17 protein-coding genes, 2 pseudogenes and 1 riboswitch are annotated in these 15626 nt (G+C 71.4%); of the genes and pseudogenes, 6 read left to right on the plus strand and 13 right to left on the minus strand.

The annotated features are described in order from the left end of the window. Positions 1–34: 34 nt before the first annotated feature. Positions 35–745: a DNA alkylation repair protein gene (locus ACN26Y_RS27035; protein WP_422733730.1), complete on the minus strand. Its 711-nt coding sequence runs from the start codon at positions 743–745 to the stop codon at positions 35–37. A 90-nt stretch (positions 746–835) separates the two neighbouring features. On the opposite strand from ACN26Y_RS27035, the gene ACN26Y_RS27040 reads away from it, so the two are divergent. Further along, positions 836–1405, plus strand: coding sequence for a hypothetical protein (locus ACN26Y_RS27040; protein WP_422733731.1), 570 nt, complete (start codon positions 836–838; stop codon positions 1403–1405). 64 nt (positions 1406–1469) lie between these two features. On the opposite strand, the gene ACN26Y_RS27045 is transcribed toward ACN26Y_RS27040, so the two are convergent. Then, complete coding sequence (locus ACN26Y_RS27045) at positions 1470–1919, minus strand: iron chaperone (RefSeq protein WP_155332972.1); 450 nt, start codon at positions 1917–1919, stop codon at positions 1470–1472. Between the two features lie 229 nt (positions 1920–2148). On the opposite strand from ACN26Y_RS27045, the gene ACN26Y_RS27050 reads away from it, so the two are divergent. Beyond that, the gene (locus ACN26Y_RS27050; RefSeq protein WP_155332973.1) at positions 2149–2556 is read left to right on the plus strand and encodes a RidA family protein; all 408 of its coding nucleotides are present in this window, start codon (positions 2149–2151) and stop codon (positions 2554–2556) included. Here the strand turns inward: ACN26Y_RS27050 and ACN26Y_RS27055 are convergent. The 4 genes from ACN26Y_RS27055 to ACN26Y_RS27070 form a co-directional block, all read right to left on the minus strand. After that, entirely contained in the window at positions 2553–2951 is a 399-nt protein-coding gene (locus ACN26Y_RS27055) for a winged helix-turn-helix transcriptional regulator (protein ID WP_422733732.1), read from the minus strand. The genes ACN26Y_RS27050 and ACN26Y_RS27055 overlap by 4 nt on opposite strands. A gap of 63 nt (positions 2952–3014) precedes the next feature. Then, positions 3015–3260 (minus strand): flavin reductase, encoded by a 246-nt coding sequence (locus ACN26Y_RS27060; protein WP_155332975.1) that lies wholly within the window; start codon positions 3258–3260, stop codon positions 3015–3017. Next, entirely contained in the window at positions 3257–3493 is a 237-nt protein-coding gene (locus tag ACN26Y_RS27065) for a hypothetical protein (RefSeq protein ID WP_155332976.1), read from the minus strand. Before ACN26Y_RS27065 ends, ACN26Y_RS27060 begins: the two co-directional genes overlap by 4 nt. Then, positions 3490–3669, minus strand: coding sequence for a hypothetical protein (locus ACN26Y_RS27070; protein ID WP_155332977.1), 180 nt, complete (start codon positions 3667–3669; stop codon positions 3490–3492). Before ACN26Y_RS27070 ends, ACN26Y_RS27065 begins: the two co-directional genes overlap by 4 nt. 226 nt (positions 3670–3895) lie before the next feature. Here ACN26Y_RS27070 and ACN26Y_RS27075 point away from each other — a divergent pair, with 226 nt between their 5' ends. Together ACN26Y_RS27075 and ACN26Y_RS27080 are read left to right on the plus strand one after the other, a co-directional pair. Continuing rightward, a complete protein-coding gene (locus tag ACN26Y_RS27075; RefSeq protein ID WP_422733733.1) occupies positions 3896–4705 on the plus strand; it encodes a helix-turn-helix domain-containing protein in 810 nt (269 codons plus the stop codon). Continuing rightward, on the plus strand, positions 4693–4887 hold the full coding sequence (locus ACN26Y_RS27080; protein ID WP_422733734.1) for a DUF397 domain-containing protein: 195 nt from the start codon (positions 4693–4695) through the stop codon (positions 4885–4887). Before ACN26Y_RS27075 ends, ACN26Y_RS27080 begins: the two co-directional genes overlap by 13 nt. Before the next feature lie 510 nt (positions 4888–5397). Here the strand turns inward: ACN26Y_RS27080 and ACN26Y_RS27085 are convergent. From ACN26Y_RS27085 to ACN26Y_RS27100, 4 genes are all read right to left on the minus strand, one after another. After that, positions 5398–6249 carry a C39 family peptidase gene (locus ACN26Y_RS27085; protein WP_155332980.1) on the minus strand — a complete coding sequence of 284 codons (852 nt, stop codon included), beginning with the start codon at positions 6247–6249 and terminating at the stop codon, positions 5398–5400. Between the two features lie 219 nt (positions 6250–6468). Next, positions 6469–6605, minus strand: a riboswitch (cyclic di-AMP (ydaO/yuaA leader). Between the two features lie 281 nt (positions 6606–6886). Further along, entirely contained in the window at positions 6887–7621 is a 735-nt protein-coding gene (locus ACN26Y_RS27090; protein ID WP_155332981.1) for a hypothetical protein, read from the minus strand. A gap of 166 nt (positions 7622–7787) precedes the next feature. Continuing rightward, positions 7788–8189, minus strand: a complete 402-nt coding sequence (locus tag ACN26Y_RS27095; protein WP_155332982.1) for a hypothetical protein — start codon at positions 8187–8189, stop codon at positions 7788–7790. Between the two features lie 91 nt (positions 8190–8280). After that, positions 8281–9516 carry an acyltransferase family protein gene (locus ACN26Y_RS27100; protein ID WP_230688787.1) on the minus strand — a complete coding sequence of 412 codons (1236 nt, stop codon included), beginning with the start codon at positions 9514–9516 and terminating at the stop codon, positions 8281–8283. Between the two features lie 166 nt (positions 9517–9682). Here ACN26Y_RS27100 and ACN26Y_RS27105 point away from each other — a divergent pair, with 166 nt between their 5' ends. Further along, positions 9683–10291, plus strand: a complete 609-nt coding sequence (locus ACN26Y_RS27105) for an alpha-ketoglutarate-dependent dioxygenase AlkB (protein ID WP_422734972.1) — start codon at positions 9683–9685, stop codon at positions 10289–10291. A 104-nt stretch (positions 10292–10395) separates the two neighbouring features. Further along, positions 10396–11742, plus strand: a complete 1347-nt coding sequence (locus tag ACN26Y_RS27110) for a uracil-xanthine permease family protein (protein ID WP_155332983.1) — start codon at positions 10396–10398, stop codon at positions 11740–11742. A 97-nt stretch (positions 11743–11839) separates the two neighbouring features. Here the strand turns inward: ACN26Y_RS27110 and ACN26Y_RS27115 are convergent, their stop codons facing one another. From ACN26Y_RS27115 to ACN26Y_RS27125, 3 genes and pseudogenes are all read right to left on the minus strand, one after another. Further along, entirely contained in the window at positions 11840–14536 is a 2697-nt protein-coding gene (locus ACN26Y_RS27115; protein WP_370463369.1) for a DNA gyrase/topoisomerase IV subunit A, read from the minus strand. A gap of 30 nt (positions 14537–14566) precedes the next feature. After that, positions 14567–15196 (minus strand): annotated as a pseudogene (locus ACN26Y_RS27120) (LAGLIDADG family homing endonuclease); the annotation flags it as partial. Between the two features lie 168 nt (positions 15197–15364). After that, positions 15365–15622, minus strand: a pseudogene (locus tag ACN26Y_RS27125) (DNA gyrase subunit A); the annotation flags it as partial. Positions 15623–15626: the final 4 nt, after the last annotated feature.

Genomic DNA, 15626 nt, shown 5'->3' on the forward strand with positions numbered 1-15626 from the left:
TCCTGGACCGGCCCGCTGAGCGCGCATCGGTCATCTAGACCGTGCCGGACAGGTACGCCCGCCGTCGCTGTGGTTCGAACTTCTCGATCGCGTACCGCAGCATGACCCGTGGCATGGCCCGGTGATGCCGGGCGAGGAACTCCTCCTCCGCCGTCCGGTCCCGGTTGCCCACCTCGCGCAGCATCCAGCCCACCGCCTTGTGGACGAGGTCGTGCGGGTCGCGCAGGAGCCGTTCGGCGAGCCGGAAGGTCCAGTGGAAGTCACCGACCTTGATGAAGGCGAACGTCGCCATGACGGCGATGCGTCGGTCCCACACCAGGCTCGACCCGGCCAACCGGTCCAGGACGCTCCGGTCCTTGTCAACCAGCCACGGGCCGACGATGTAGGGCGCGGACGAGTCCACCAGGTCCCAGTTGTTGATGCGGCCGGTGTTGGCCAGGACCAGGTGGAAGATCTCGCCCCGTTCCTCCTCGTTCCCCTTGTCGAACTTGCGGACCAGGATGAGGAGCGACGTCAGCCGCTCTTCGTGCACATCACTCGTCAGCAGCGTCGCCGTGTCGGCCAGGGACAGGTCACGCCAGTACCGGCCGGCCACCCTGCGCTGGTCCGGCACGGGTACGCCGATGGCCCGGTCGCCCTCGCCGTACCCGCCCGGAAACATCTGCAGGTACCGGCTCACGCCCTCCGCCCGGCGGGGGTCGGCGAGACCGGCGAGTTCGCGACGGACATCCGCGGTCGTGGCCATGACGGTTCAACCTACCGCGACCGTGGGCGTCCGGCCTGCGCGTGGCTCCGGCGCTTGCTGTTCGATTCGTCGCCTGGGAGCATGCGGCGAATGACCGGGGGGAGCACTGTGCCGACGCTGCGCTCCTGGGACCGCGAGGGCCCGCTGTTCGTCTGGCGTACCCATGACGGCCGCACCTACTACGCGGTGCTGGATGGCGGGCCCACCGCAACGCCCGAACACTCCTCCTTCGCGGGCAGTTCCGAGCCACTCGGCCCGCAGACCGAGTCGATCCGGGCGCAGGTGAGGGCGTCCGTGCTCGACTCCGGCCGGCCACTCGTCGGCGACGTGCAGCCCGGCTCCCGATATCTGGCGGCGGTCGTCGGCCTGGTCTGTCTGGCCGTACTCATCGCCGGACCGGCACCGGTCGTGGGTACACGATGGCACTGGTTCTGGATCGGTACGGGAGTTCCGTTCGGACTGGGCGTGCTGACCTGGCTGATCATCGAGCGCCCGGGATCGCGGCGTGCCGGGGCTTCGCCAGAGCTGGCTACGGACAACCGGTACCGCGGCCTGACCGGGTTCCTCATCGGCATTGCCGCCTCCATCGCCCTCGGCTTCCTCGGTGTTCTTCTCGGATCGGCCTTCGACACCTGGCTGATCCCTGAGCCGCCCGGCTGAATCGAGACCGCTCCGCCGGCAGCCCCGGTCCACCCGGGGTCGCCGCCCGAGCTGCGTGGCATCGTCAGGAGACGGCGGCCTTCACCAGCTCGGCGACCTTCTTCTCCACCTCCGGGCTCCACGCCTTGAGGGCGTACGACGCCGGCCACATGTCCCCGTCGTCGAGGTTGGCCGTGTCCTGGAAGCCCAGCGTCGAGTACCGGTAGTTGAACTTGCCCGCGTCCTGGAAGAAGACGACGATCTTGCCTTCCTCGTTCGCGTAGGCGGGCATCCCGTACCAGGTCTTCGCCGTCAGCTCCGGAGCGGTGGCGGTGATGGTCACGTGTACGCGCTCGGCGAGCTCGCGATCCTCGGGCGCCATCTGCGCGATCCGGTCGAGGACCGCCTGAAGTCCGTCGGCCTTCTTGGCGCCCTTCCTGCCCTCGGCGCGCAGTTCGGCGGCGCGCTCCTTCATCGCGGCACGCTCTTCGGCGCTGAAGCCGTCGGACTCGGTCTTGGCACTCTTCGCGGTCATTCCCTGGCTGCCTTTCGACGCTTGCGGCCCGGCGTGCTGCCCGGCCGTCTGAGGGAAGGCTAGGCCTGCCGAAACCCCGGGTGCTTCTCGATTCCTGATCGAATGGACGCGCGCCGGTACGGTCACCCAAAGGTGCCTGGGTCTCGGAAAAGTGCCTTCTTCCCAGGCCAGCGGCAGTCTCCTACGGTTATTAAGTAACCACTGGAGAGCGTAGGAGGAGGACCTCGTCATGGCTGTGACACTGGTGAACCCGAGCGGGCTGCCGGAGATCGACGTGTACCGGCAGGTGTCGGTGGCGACCGGGTCGAAGATCGTCCACGTCGCCGGGCAGGTTGCCTGGGGCGCGGACGGGAAGACGGTCGGCGAGGGGGATCTCGCCGCGCAGGTCGAGCAGTGCTACCTCAACGTCGCGACGGCGCTCGCCGGGGTCGGGGCGTCGTTCGACGACGTGGTGAAGCTGACCGTCCACGTCGTCGACTGGAAGCCGGAGAGGATGCCCGTACTGCTGGACGGGATCGCCCGGGCGGCGGCGAAGCTGGGGGTGACGCCGGCCGCGCCGGCGTCGCTGTTCGGCATCGTGGCGCTGGACGTGCCCGAGCACCTGGTCGAGGTCGAGGCGACCGCCGTCCTCGACTAGGGCCCGCCCTGGGCAGCTCCGAAGCGGCTGCGGGACGCCTCGATGTGGCCCAGGTAGCGCTGGGTCCAGCCGCACATGCCGTCCACGACCCCGCGCAGGGCCTCGCCGGCCTCGGTGAGGTTGTACTCGACGCGGGGCGGGACGGTGGGGTGCACGGTCCGCTCGACCAGGCCGTTGCGCTCCAGCATGCGCAGGTTCTGGGTGAGCATCTTGTGGCTGATCCCGCCGACCTCGTCGCGCAGCTCGCTGAAGCGCATGGTGCGCTGCCCGAGGAACTCGATGATCAGGAACGCCCACTTGTTCGCGACGTCCGAGAAGATCTCGCGCGCCAGCGAGTCGGCCCGGGCCAGGTCGGCCTCCGGGGGCAGCTCGCTGATCTCCCTCCTGGTTACCACCTGGTCACTCTCCAACAGTTCCCCGGTTACCGCAAGAGACCACGGGCGGGGATGCCGGGAGGGCTACCGGGCGCGGGCCCAGGCGATGAAGCGCTCGGTCAGGTTGGCCGGTGGAGTGCTGTCCAATTCGGCGAGTTGTTCGGCGGCCTCGGTCTGGAGCATCGCCAGGTAGACCAGCAGGGCCGTCCGGTCGTCGCGGTACTCCCCGAGCAGGCGGAGCTTCGCGGGAGAGCACGGCCACGCGATCCCGCACGCCCGGCAGCGCCACGTGGGCCGGGACGGGACGTGTTCGACTCGGCGTCGGGTCACCGGACCCTCACCGGCTCCACCTCCGTCACGGCGTCGACCCGGACCGCCGCGTACCGCTCGCGGGGAGCGACCGACCGGTCCGGGCGGACCTCGCGGCCTTTCAACTGGACCCAGACCGCGCCGTCGACGACCGCGCTGCTGATCACCTCGGTGATGGACAGGGTCAGGGTTCCGGTGCCGAACGTGTAGGCGTCCTCGGGAACCCGGATCGTGCGGCCGACGGCGATCGTCACCAGCGGCCCCCGTTCGCCCGGTACTCCTGCGCCCGGGTCAGGCTCCCGGCGCGGCCCGGCTGAACGGTCGGGATCGGCCGGGTGGGTGCGAACAGGGCGGCCGGCAGGTTCGCGCCCCGGATTCGCCGGGGAAGCGACGGCACGGTGGGCTTGCAGCGCCAGAAGCGGAGACGCACGGCGGAACCTCCTTCACGGATTGGAAGGGGGCCGCCCCGGTCGCTTGCCTAAAGGGGGCGGCCCCAACAGCGCCACCGGCGAGTTCGGGTCCTCTACCGGCTCGCGCCGCATCTCCTTCCACCCTGGACGGTGACCCCCTACGCTCGAAACAGTCATCACCCGACCACGGAACGGAGCGGCCGAATCCGGACCGGCGCGGAGCGATGTGGAGAGTCGTGGAAGGGTATGGAAGCCGTGGGAATTTCGCCGTCTGAGTACCTGCTCCGTGAGCTGAGGCGACGCCGCACGGCCGCCGGGCTGACTCAAGCGCAACTCGGCGAGCTGGTCTTCTGCTCGGACTCTCAGGTCAGCGCGATCGAGACCGGGACCAAACCGCCGACGCTGCCCTACTTGACCGCTGTCGACCAGGCGCTGAACACCGGCGGGCACTTCGCGACGCTCTGGGATGAGCTGGTCAAGGGTGAGGCCGCACCGGTCTGGCTACGCGAGTGGATACAGATCGAGCGGGAAGCGACGGCGCTGCGCTGGTACGAACACGCCTTCGTGCCAGGGCTCCTACAGACCGAGGGATACGCTCGCGCGACGTTCCGGGCAGCGCGCGTACCGGTCTCAGGGCTCGACCAGCGCGTCGCGGCGCGGATGGAGCGGCAAGCGGTCCTCGCCCGCGACCCGAGTCCGCAGCTCTTCGTCGTGATGGATGAGATGGTCGTCCGGCGGGCGTGCGGCGGCCGTGACGTGATGGCCGAGCAACTCGAACACCTGCTTACGTGCGCTGAACAGCCGCATATTCAGTTGCACGTCGTACCGTTGTCCGCTGGCATCTACTCAGGACTTGCTGGGGCGTTCATCCTGGCTGACCTGCCCGACGGCTCGCGCGCCGGGTGCGTGGACCACCAACTAAAATCGCAGACCGAAGGACTGCCAGACCCGGTTACTCGTCTGGGTTTGTCGTGGGACGCGGTTCGGGGCGAAGCTCTCCCGCTCGGGCAGTCACTCGACATCCTCAAGGAAGCGGCAAAGACATGGACAAGCTGACAGGCGCTCACTGGCGGAAGTCCTCCCGCTCGTCCACCAACGGCGGCACCTGTGTCGAGGTCGCCGACAACCTTTCCGGTGTGGTGGGCGTCCGGGATTCCAAGGACCCGGCCGGTCCGGCGCTGACCTTCTCCCCCGCCGCCTGGCGGGCCTTCGTCACGCAGGTCGCCGAGCGCGGCTGACCAACCGCAGACACACACAAGCCGCCCGCTCCCGGTACCGGGGGCGGGCGCTTCGCTTCGCTGTCGCACGCGCCGAGCTGTCCAGCTGCCCATCCATGCGACCGGGTCCGGTCGGCCGGGTCCGGCCCGTCCACGACCGGCCGATCTCGGGGCGATCGCCCTGCCCCAGCTACGCGGGCAGCTCGACAGCCGTCGAAAAAGTGACGGGAGTCCGCCGTGGTGCGTCCGACGTGCGGCCGCACAAGGGTGACGCGGACGCCGACAACGGCCAGCGACATCCGGTGCTGCAAAAGGGACACGCGCCGGCGGGCCGACAGCACAAGATCCGCGCAACTTCGGGGAAGATGCCGTCTCGGGCGTAACCGAGGCAGCATCTTCGGTGAAGTTGCGCGGATCTTGCAGCGGAGGCTGCAGCGGTGAGCCCTTCTCGGGCCGCCGGCAGCCGGCAGCCGGAACGCGCGACGGGCGCCGGACCCCATGGGTCCGGCGCCCGTCGTGCGAGCGGGTCGGTCAGGCGGAGTAGCCGCGGGTCGCGGCCCAGTTCGCCAGAGCGATCGTGGTCATCCAGTACGACCCGGTCGCGGGGTTGGCCGAGTCGGCGATCCGCACCAGGCGGCCCTCGTCGTCGTACCCGGTCACGGCGATGTAGTGGCCGCCCGGGAACGAGTGCCAGCCGCCGTTGGTGTCGGTGGCGGAGCCGGCGATGTTCACGACGACGCCCCGCCCGTCGGTGATGGCGTCGACGACGTCGGCCTGGAGCCGGTCCATCTGCGCCGGGGTGGCGGCACGGCCCGGGATCATGCGGGTCCGGTACGGGTCACCCTTCACCATGGCGTTGAGCACCCGGGTGGTGTCCTCGGCCGAGTCGGTGCCGAACTGGTCGGTGCCCAGCGGACCGGCGAGGTGGTCCTGCGACCGCTCGATGCCGGTGGCGCTGAGGGCGTTCCGGACCGCGGCCGGGCCGCAGTAGTAGAAGTTGATCTGAGCCTGGTAGTCGTACTTCAGAAGCTTGGACTTCGGGGGCTTGGGCTTCTTGGTGAGGTCCGGGTCGGGGGCGGCCTTCGCGGCCGGTGAGCTGGACGGGGCGGCGCTCGACGGGGCGGCGCTGGACGGGGCGGCGCTGGACGGGGGGACGGCCACGGAACGGGCCTCGCCGCGCGAGGCGGCGGTGTTGCCACGCAGCTCGGCCACGGCGGCCGGGGTCTGCGCCGACGCGGGTGCGTCGCCGGGGCCGGCGACCAGGGCACCGGTGCCGGTCGCCAGCACGAGGACGGCGGCGGACGCGGCGGCCACCTGGTACGGACGCTCGGTGGCGAGACGACGGAGCTGACGCTTGAGGTGGTGCTTCACGGTTTCCTCCACGGACTGTCGGGGCTGGCGGCGCACCGGGCCGGCCGCGGGCAGCGGCGGGCCGGCCGTCCGGACCGGGTCCGGCGGCAGGTGGCCACGAGGGGACGAGCCCGGCGGGACCGGGCAGGGCGGTGGGTCAGCGCCCGGCGGCGAGCCGGACGGGCGCGGGCACCGCGATGCCGTGGAGGCGGCGATGGAACCGACGGTTGGGTTCGAACTGCACGAGGATGGGACTCCTTCCGATGCCGCCTACCGGGTTAGCTGACGGATTCGGGCGGGAAGTACGCCCTACCGCGACAATCGCGGATTCACCCCAGGTGCAGATTGGGTCCCCGGTTCGCCATGCGGCGATTGAGCGGGTCGGCGCGGCGTCGCCTCTTGCGATCGGTTACCGCACCGGACGCGCCGACACTACTGGCCGGTCAACCAGCCTGCCAACCCGCTCTGAGCTGCGTAAACCTCGATCATGGCAGCAATTTTGCGGGCAGTTTCGCACTGACGCGACTCAATGGGACGCGAGGTGCTTACGACGCGGCCGGGCGGCAACGGGACAAGCGGCGGACATTACCCCGGCAGCGGCGGAGACAATCGACCGGACTGCGAATGTTGACCGGTTCGACGTCGGTGTGACCGGGCTCACGGAATTAAGTCAGCCGACCCGTGCGGGACGCCAGCGTGCGGCGGCGACCGGCCGTCCGGTCAACGCCGTCCGAGGCTTCGTCCGCAGTGCCGGACGCAGGCTCTCCGCCGCCGCGTACGCCTCGGCGGCGAGCGCACGGGCCGCCTCGGCGGCCACCTCCGCGTCGCGCCAGGCAGCCCGCTCGGCGGCGGCCGCCGCCCGGTAGGCGGCCAGCTTGCCGTCGCGTACGGCCCGCGTCAAGACGATCTCCTGGTCGACCGGGTGCAGCCGGGCGTCCCAGCCGTCCCGGTGCCCGAACACGTCGCCGAGCTGCCGGGCGGACAGGTCACCCCGCCAGTGGGCGGCCACCGCGGCCCGGTGCAACCACCGCTCCCGCGCCGCGTACTCGGCCGGCGTACGCGACGTGCGCGGGGTGGGCAGCGCGGCGGCGGCGGTGAGCCGGCGGGCGGCGTTCTCGGCTTCGTCGTACGCCTGCCAGGCACGGTCGGCCTCCTCCTGCGCCGTGCGCCAGGCGTCCCGCCGGCGACGCGCGGTCTGGGCCGCGCCGGCAGCCGCCACCGCCACCTCCTCGGCGTACCGGCGCAGGTCGACCGTCTCGTCGACGGGCGGCGGCTCGGCCGGCTGGTCCCGCTCGGGCCGCGCGGCGACGACGGTGAGCGCGGTCAGGGCGAGGACGAGCAACGCGGACCAGATGGCGGTCGCCCGGGGCACGTCGATGAGGAACTCGTGGAGGACGGTGTTCATGTCGGCAACCTCACGGGGAACGGATCGCGACGGGACAACACACGCCGGTCCGCCCCGAACTGGGCGCGGACCACCGGCGGCGGCAGGTGCAGAGACACGGCGACGGACGGGGCCGCTCAGGCGGGCGCCACCAGCGTCACGCGGCGGGCCGCGGCCCGGGAGTCGATCAGTTGCGCGGCGGAGCCCGCGAGCCGGAACCGGCGGGGAACCGGCCGGCCAGGGAGCCGCACTCGCCGGTGGTCACCGGCGTCACCCGCTCGACGTCGCCGGGCACGGCTGCGGCAGGCGGCGCGGCGTCCGCCCCCGACCAGGCCGGCGCGGCTTGCGGCGCGGTCCCGGCCGCCGGTGCGTCGAGCGCCACCGGCGCGCTGCCGGTCGTCGCCCCCGGGGCGGGCAACGCGACGCAGTCACCGGCCGCCGACGCCACCCTCACCTCGGCCGTCCCGACCGGGTGGGCGGGAGCGGCGACGCCGACGCTGAGGCCGGCGGTCAGCGCGAGACCGGCGAGCAGCCGGGAGGCCCAGCGCGCGACCCACCACAACGGACAGGTGAGCGCGACCGGAAGCACGATGCCACGCTACCGTCGCGGTCGGCCGACCGCACCCGTCACGAGCGTGTCGCGTCGCCGGGACGCGCCGGACCGGCCAGCGTGGACACGGTCAGCGGCGGTCGCCCGCGTACTCCCTCGGGTGGTCCGCTTCGGCGACCCGCGGTGACGGCACGGCGCCCGGGCCCGCCGGCCCGGCCGCCGCGTACGCCCGGCCGCCGGCGTCCGGCGCGGCCGGGCGTGGCCGGCGGGGTGGGCCGAGCCGCCGCATCATCGGCGTCTCCACGTAGCGGTGCAGCAGCGCCGCGAGCACCAGGTTGACCAGCAGGAAGCCCACCACCGCGGCCGGCCCCCGCCAGCCGGGAACCCCGACGCCGTGATGGCCGGTGAGCCGGAGCACGCTCACCATGACCAGGACGTGCACCAGGTAGAAGGCGAACGAGACCTCCCCGAGCCAGACCATCGGGCGGCTGGCCCACAGGGTCCGCCGGCCCCGGACGTCCGCGTCGGCGGCGGCCGTGATGACCAGGACGTACGCGATCGACAGCAGCGCCGCCCACAGCTCGGCCCGGATCCACGCGCTCGCCACCACCCAGGTCACCACGAAGACCACGCTGGCCACACCCAGGCGTGGGCCGCGCCACCGGCCCCGGCGCAGCAGTTCCGCGGCGGCCACGCCGAGCCAGAACTCCAGCGAGCGCACCACCGGGAAGACCTGCGTGAACCACCAGCGGCTCTCCTCCGGCACGAGGGCCTGGGCCGGCCAGAGCGCGAGGATGAGCAGCGGCACGGCGACGACCACGGCCCACAGGGCGCCCGCCGGCATGCGGTGGATGAGCGGCAGGGCGAACGGCAGGCAGGCGTAGAAGAACAGCTCGCAGGAGAGCGACCAGCTGACCGTGTTGACGCTGTAGAAGATGCCGGGGGTCGGGTCCCACGCCTGTACCAGCAGCAGGTTCTCCAGCGCGGCGCGGGGGTGGACCGGGTCGGTGAACGCGTACGCGACCAGCAGCGCCGCCACGAACATGACGACGTGGTTCGGGTAGATCTTCGCGACGCGGCGGCGCAGGAAGGTGCGCTTCGCCTCACCGGGGCGGGCCGACCACACCAGCACGAATCCACTGAGGATGAAGAAGAACTGGACGCCCGACAGGCCGAGGGAGAAGAACCGGTCGACGGCCCCCTTGTAGGCCGGCTCGGCGACGATGCCCATCGTCGCGGCGTGGAAGGCGAAGACCAGCAGCGCGGCGATCCACCGCAGCCCGGTGAGCGACGGCAGCCGGCCGCCCGGACCCGGTGCGGCGGGGCTCGCCGCGCGTACCGGCCGGTCGGTGGGGGTCACCTGCACAGGCTTCTCCTTCTCGGGTCGTGGGCGGCCCGACGGCCGGCCCGCACCGCTCCGCGACCTTACCCGCCGGTCCGATGACCGGCGTGCCGCACCGAAGGCCAGTCGTACGCCTGTTCGATGATGCGGTAGGCTCGGGGCCGTGCCGGACGTCGCCTACCAGCCGTCGATGCTGGATCTCGCCGAGGCCGGCCCGACGCTCGGGCCGCTCGCCGGCCAGGTCACGCGGCACCGGCTCACCCGGGGTGCCTGGGTCGACCACCTGCCCGGCTGGGTGCGCGGCTCCGACCAGGTGCTCGACCATCTCCTGCACGAGGTGCCCTGGCGCGCCGAACGCCGCACCATGTACGACGCGGAGGTCGACGTCCCGCGCCTGCTCTGCTGGTACGCGGCTGGCCGCCCGCTGCCCCACCCGGTGCTCACCGCCGCCCGGGAGGCGCTGACCCGGCACTACGCGCCCGAGTTGGGCGAGCCGTTCGTCACCGCCGGCATGTGCCTCTACCGGGACGGACGCGACAGCGTCGCCTGGCACGGCGACACCATCGGCCGGGGCGCCCACACCGACACGATGGTCGCCATCGTCTCCTTCGGCTCGCCCCGGGCGCTCCTGCTGCGTCCCCGTGGCGGCGGCGCGGGCCTGCGGTTCCCGCTCGGCCACGGCGACCTCGTCGTGATGGGCGGCTCGTGCCAGCGCACCTGGGAGCACGCCGTCCCGAAGACGGCGCGCCCGGTCGGCCCCCGGGTCAGCGTCCAGTTCCGCCCGACCAACGTCGCCTGACACGAGGTGCGCCGGTCGGCGGCGGGTGCGCCGCGCCGGCGTGCTAGAAACGACGTCCAGGGTCCGATCAACCCCTTCTGACGACGACGCGAAGGGGTACCCCCATGACCCAGTCCCCCACCGAGGCGCGCTCGCGCTGGTCGCCGTGGTCCGTGCACGGTGACGGCCGGTCGGTGCGGCCCGGCGACGTGGTGCACCCCGGCGAGCGGCTGTCCTGGCCGCGGACGGCCGGGGTCGGCGTGCAGCACGTGGTGGCCATGTTCGGCGCCACCTTCACCGTGCCGCTGATCACCGGTTTCCCGCCCGCCACCACGCTGTTCTTCTCCGGGCTGGGCACGCTGCTGTTCCTGCTGATCACCGGCAACCGGCTGCCGTCGTACCTCGGCTCGTCGTTCGCCTTCATCGCGCCGGTGCTGGCGGCGAAGGCCGGTGGGGACATCGGCCCGGCGCTCGGCGGCATCGTGGTCGCCGGCGCGGCGCTGGCCCTGGTCGGCGTGGTCGTCCACGTCGCCGGCGCCCGGTGGATCGACGCGCTGATGCCCCCGGTGGTGACCGGCGCGATCGTGGCGCTGATCGGGTTGAACCTCGCGCCGGTCGCCTGGGACGGCGGCGGCAGCGGCACCGGCGTCAAAGCTCAACCGCTGATCGGCGTGGTGACGCTGGTGGCGATCCTCCTCGCCACGGTCGCCTTCCGGGGCTTCCTCGCCCGGCTGTCCATCCTGCTCGGCGTCGCCGTCGGCTGGGCGCTGGCCGCCGCGCTCGGGCACCTCGACCCGAAGGCCGTCGACGGGCTGCGTGACGCGGCGTGGATCGGCCTGCCGGAGTTCCACGCCCCGAGCTTCAGCCTGCGGGCCGTCGTGCTGGTGATCCCGGTGATCCTCGTGCTGATCGCGGAGAACGCCGGGCACGTCAAGGCGGTCGCGGCGATGACCGGCCGCAACCTCGACCGGGACATGGGCCGGGCGTTTTTCGGTGATGGCCTGGCGACCGTGCTCGCCGGTTCCGGCGGCGGCTCCGGCACCACCACGTACGCGGAGAACATCGGCGTGATGGCGGCGACCCGGGTCTACTCGACGGCCGCGTACTGGGTCGCCGGCGTGGCGGCGGTGCTGCTGGGGCTGAGCCCGAAGTTCGGCGCGCTGATCCTGACCGTGCCCGCGGGCGTGCTGGGCGGCGCCACCACCGCCCTGTACGGGCTGATCGCCATCCTGGGCGCGCGGATCTGGATCGAGAACCGCGTCGACTTCCACGATCCGGTCAACCTGATGACCGCCGCCGTCGCGGTGATCGTCGGCGCCGCCAACTACACCCTCACCGCGGGCGACCTGTCCTTCAACGGCATCGCCCTGGGCACCGGCGCCGCCCTGCTCATCTACCACGGCATGCGCCTGGTCGCCCGCCTCCGCAACACCACCCCGGAAACCCGGGTAGCCCCCGAACCCGAACTCTGACCGCCCGCCCGCGCCCGACCCCCCTGTCGATCATGAAGTTAGCGGGGAGAAATAACGCTAACCTCATGATCAACGAGGACGGTCCGTCCGTACGCGGTCAGTCGCGGTCGACCTGGTGGCCGACCACGGTGGGGCCGAGCATCACGGCGAAGCCGCTGCCGTCGCGGCGCGGGTCGGCCGCCGGCAGGTCCACCGGCTCGCCGTTCGCCGTCGATCCCACCGGCCGCGGACCCACCCAGCCGACGACCACGTCGGTCTCACCCTTGAGGAAGCGTTGGGCGCGCACCCCGCCGGTCGCCCTCCCCTTCGCGGGGTACGCCGCGAACGGCGTCACCTTCACCGTGGCGCCGGTCGACGTGACCACCATCGGCTCGCCGTGGGTCGGGTCGTCGGTGCGCACCGCGCCGAAGAACACCACCCGCGCCCCGGCGGGCAGGTTGACGCCGGCCATGCCGCCACCCTTGATCCCCTGTGGACGGACCAGCCCGGCCGGGAACCGCAGCAGCGACGCCTCCGACGTGACGAAGGCGAGCGCCTCGGCACCGTCGGTCAGCCAGGTCGCCCCGACCACCTCGTCACCGTCCCGCAGGCTGATCACCTCGAACTCGTCGGAACGCACCGGCCACTCCGGCGCGCAGACCTTCACCACACCCTGCCGGGTGCCCAGCGCCAGCCCCGGCGCCCCGTCGGCGGTCGACCCGAGCGGCGCGAGGCCCACCACCGTCTCCCCCGGCTCCAACGGCACCAGCTCGGCGGCGGACATGCCGCCGCGCAGCGAGACCGTGCCGGACTGCTCGGGCAGCACCGGCAGCGGCAGCACGTCCACCTTGAAGGCCCGGCCGGCGCTGGTGACCAGGAGGACCCGGCCGCGGGCCGTGGAGTGGACGACGGCGCGTACCGCGTCGTGCTTCACCCGGCCGTGCCGCCGGCGCCCCTCGGCCGCCTCCTCCGACTCGGCCGCGGTGCGGGCGACCAGGCCGGTCGCCGACAGGATCACCTGGCAGGGGTCGTCGGCGACCTCCAGCGGGCCGGCCGGCACGGACGCCGCCAACACCTCCTTCAGGTCACCGTCGACCAGCGTGGTGCGGCGCGGCGCGGCGAACTGCTTCCCGACCGCGGCCAACTCGTCGGAGACGACCTTCCGGAGCACCTTCGGGTCGTCCAGGATGCGGGCCAGCTCGGCGATCTCGCCGCGCAGCTTCTCCTGCTCGGCCTCCAGCTCCAGCCGGTCGTACTTCGTGAGCCGGCGCAGCGGCGTGTCGAGGATGTACGTGGCCTGGATCTCGGACAGCTTGAACCTCCGCATCAGGCCGTCCTTCGCGGCCTGCGCGTCCTCGCTGGCCCGGATCAGCTTGACCACCCGGTCGATGTCGAGCAGCGCGATCAGCAGGCCGTCGACCAGGTGCAGCCGTTCCTCACGCTTGCGCTTGCGGTACGCGCTGCGCCGCGTCACCACCTCGTACCGGTGGGACAGGAAGACCTCCAGCAGCGCCTTCAGACCCAGCGTCTGCGGCTGCCCGTCCACCAGGACCAGGTTGTTGACGCCGAACGACTGCTCCAGCGGGGTCAGCCGGTACAGGTCGGCGAGCAGGGCCTGCGGGTTCACCCCGACCTTGCACTCGATGACCAGGCGGGTGCCGTTCTCCCGGTCGGTGAGGTCCTTGACGTCGGCGATGCCGGTGAGCCGCTTGGTCTTCGTCACCTCGTTGGTGATGGCGGCGATGACCTTCTCCGCGCCGACGCCGTACGGCAACTCGACCACGGTGATCGCCTGCCGGCCGCGGCTGCCCTCCACCGGGCCGATCTCCACCTTGCCGCGCATCCGCACCACACCGCGCCCGCTCTCGTACGCGCGGCGCACCTCGTCGAGGCCCAGCAGCAGCCCGCCGGTGGGCAGGTCGGGGCCCGGGACGAACTCCATGAGCTTGTCCAGCGTGGCGTCCGGGTGGTTGATCAGCCAGCGGGCGGCCGAGACGACCTCGCCGAGGTTGTGCGGGATCATGTTGGTCGCCATGCCCACGGCGATCCCGGACGCACCGTTGACCAGCAGGTTCGGGAAGGCGGCCGGCAGCACGGTGGGCTGGGTCAGCGAGCCGTCGTAGTTGGGCTCCAGGTCGACCGTGTCCTCGCCGAGCTCGCCGACGAGGTGCATCGCCTCGCGGGACATCCGGGCCTCGGTGTAACGAGCCGCGGCCGGTCCATCGTCTGGGCTTCCAAAATTTCCATGCCCGTCGATGAGTGGCACATTGAGCGAAAAATCTTGGGCGAGCCGGACCATCGCGTCATAGATCGCGGTGTCGCCGTGCGGATGGTACTTACCCATGCAGTTGTGGACGACGTAGCCCTCGGCAACGAAGGCGTGCTCATCTGAGCTGACCTGAATGTCGTAAGTGGTGGCGGCAGCGACCGCCTCGACCGAGACGACTCGAAGAAACGAACGACCCGACAGAGCCTCAAGCCGGCCGGCAAGAGGCGAGCCGACACGGCGGAGTTTGCGAACCCAGCCATCCCGCTCCGCGCGCCAAAGGGGGAATGACCGCTCCGACAGCGGCACGCCGTTGCGGTCCTTACCGTAACGGACCTTGCCCCCGTCACCCGACAGCGACACTCGGAAAGCGTTGCCGTCCTCATCCCGGAACCATCCGCCGCCCCGGTGAGCGGCCGTGAATTCGCCGATCACGGGCCGGCATGGCAGCCGATCGTTGCCCTGCTTGCCGCCGTACTGGTAGGCCAACTCCATTACCCGGCGAAGGCCGTCGTTCTTATAACCGACCCGCACCCACGGCAGAAGCATCTCGGCGAGGACAGCAGCATCGCGCCCGCTTACCGACAGACCGAGAAGCGGTTCATACCCGGTTCTCCTACTGGTCCAGTGATGCCCGTGTACACCCAGATCGGCGAGCATGGAGTAGATCTGCCGCACCAGCATGTCGCTGGTGCTGACGAAGACGATCTCGCGGAAACGCTTACGGACGTAGCCGTCACCGTCGAAGAAGCCAGCGAGGAACGGCGCCCACGCGGAACGGCTCTCGATGACGTCGTTCGGCACATGCTTGGCGTGGCTGAGCGGCTGACCCGCCGCTAGCAGGCCCTCGTGCCGAGCGAACGTGAGGATGTGTTGAGCCCGGTGACGGGGATTGGCCGGCTCACGCTTGCCACGGGTGGCGTTCAGCCCGTTCGCGATCGCCCAACCATGCGCGACGTCGAGCGGCTCAACATCGCACATGTGCAGCCGTACGCGGCCGTCAACCTCACGAGACCGATCGACGGCGAAGCCCTCTGCCACGACCAGTCCGCGGACGTAGTCATAGACGTCACCGCCCGGCGCTAGAGCCGTCCCGCGACGGCTGCCGTAGGCCAGGGTGAGGTGGCCGGTAAGTTCCCGCGCCTCAACCCAGCGGAGCGAGAGGTCCTCGTCGATTACACGGAACCGCTGCCCTGGGGTCACAGTCATAGTGTGGCCGTTGCTCCAGGTGACCCGGACCAACTCCGAATTCGGGTTCTGATAAACAGCAGTCACGGGGACGGCGGTCCCGTCGCCGTCCAACACGAAGTCGCCAATTTCAACATCCTCGATCGGCCTCAGACCATCGGGCGTCGAGACCAGCGTTCCTGCAACAAAGCAGTCGCCGACGATCCGGGCCGACTTGACGTGGCCCCGGTCGGGGCGGTGGCCCTGCTCGTACATTGACCAGAGGATGCGCCGGTGCACCGGCTTCAGCCCGTCCCGGGCGTCCGGCAGGGCGCGGGAGTGGATGACCGAGAACGCGTACTCCAGGTAGGAGTCGGAGACCTCGGTGACCAGCGGGTTGTCGAAGACCCGCGCGCCGGCCTGGTCGAACGCGGAGAGGTCGACCTTCGTTTCCTTGCGGCGTGCCATGACT

Source organism: Micromonospora sp. WMMD558 (genome assembly GCF_049315255.1).
Lineage (GTDB): Bacteria > Actinomycetota > Actinomycetes > Mycobacteriales > Micromonosporaceae > Micromonospora.

What these genes read in the sequence shown, in the direction of transcription:
- ACN26Y_RS27035 (WP_422733730.1), bottom strand. Translation starts at nt 745, where the DNA reads ATGGCCACGACCGCGGATGTCCGTCGCGAACTCGCCGGTCTCGCCGAC.
- ACN26Y_RS27040 (WP_422733731.1), top strand. Translation starts at nt 836, where the DNA reads ATGACCGGGGGGAGCACTGTGCCGACGCTGCGCTCCTGGGACCGCGAG.
- ACN26Y_RS27045 (WP_155332972.1), bottom strand. Translation starts at nt 1,919, where the DNA reads ATGACCGCGAAGAGTGCCAAGACCGAGTCCGACGGCTTCAGCGCCGAA.
- ACN26Y_RS27050 (WP_155332973.1), top strand. Translation starts at nt 2,149, where the DNA reads ATGGCTGTGACACTGGTGAACCCGAGCGGGCTGCCGGAGATCGACGTG.
- ACN26Y_RS27075 (WP_422733733.1), top strand. Translation starts at nt 3,896, where the DNA reads ATGGAAGCCGTGGGAATTTCGCCGTCTGAGTACCTGCTCCGTGAGCTG.
- ACN26Y_RS27080 (WP_422733734.1), top strand. Translation starts at nt 4,693, where the DNA reads ATGGACAAGCTGACAGGCGCTCACTGGCGGAAGTCCTCCCGCTCGTCC.
- ACN26Y_RS27090 (WP_155332981.1), bottom strand. Translation starts at nt 7,621, where the DNA reads ATGAACACCGTCCTCCACGAGTTCCTCATCGACGTGCCCCGGGCGACC.
- ACN26Y_RS27105 (WP_422734972.1), top strand. Translation starts at nt 9,683, where the DNA reads ATGCTGGATCTCGCCGAGGCCGGCCCGACGCTCGGGCCGCTCGCCGGC.
- ACN26Y_RS27110 (WP_155332983.1), top strand. Translation starts at nt 10,396, where the DNA reads ATGACCCAGTCCCCCACCGAGGCGCGCTCGCGCTGGTCGCCGTGGTCC.
- ACN26Y_RS27115 (WP_370463369.1), bottom strand. Translation starts at nt 14,536, where the DNA reads ATGCTTCTGCCGTGGGTGCGGGTCGGTTATAAGAACGACGGCCTTCGC.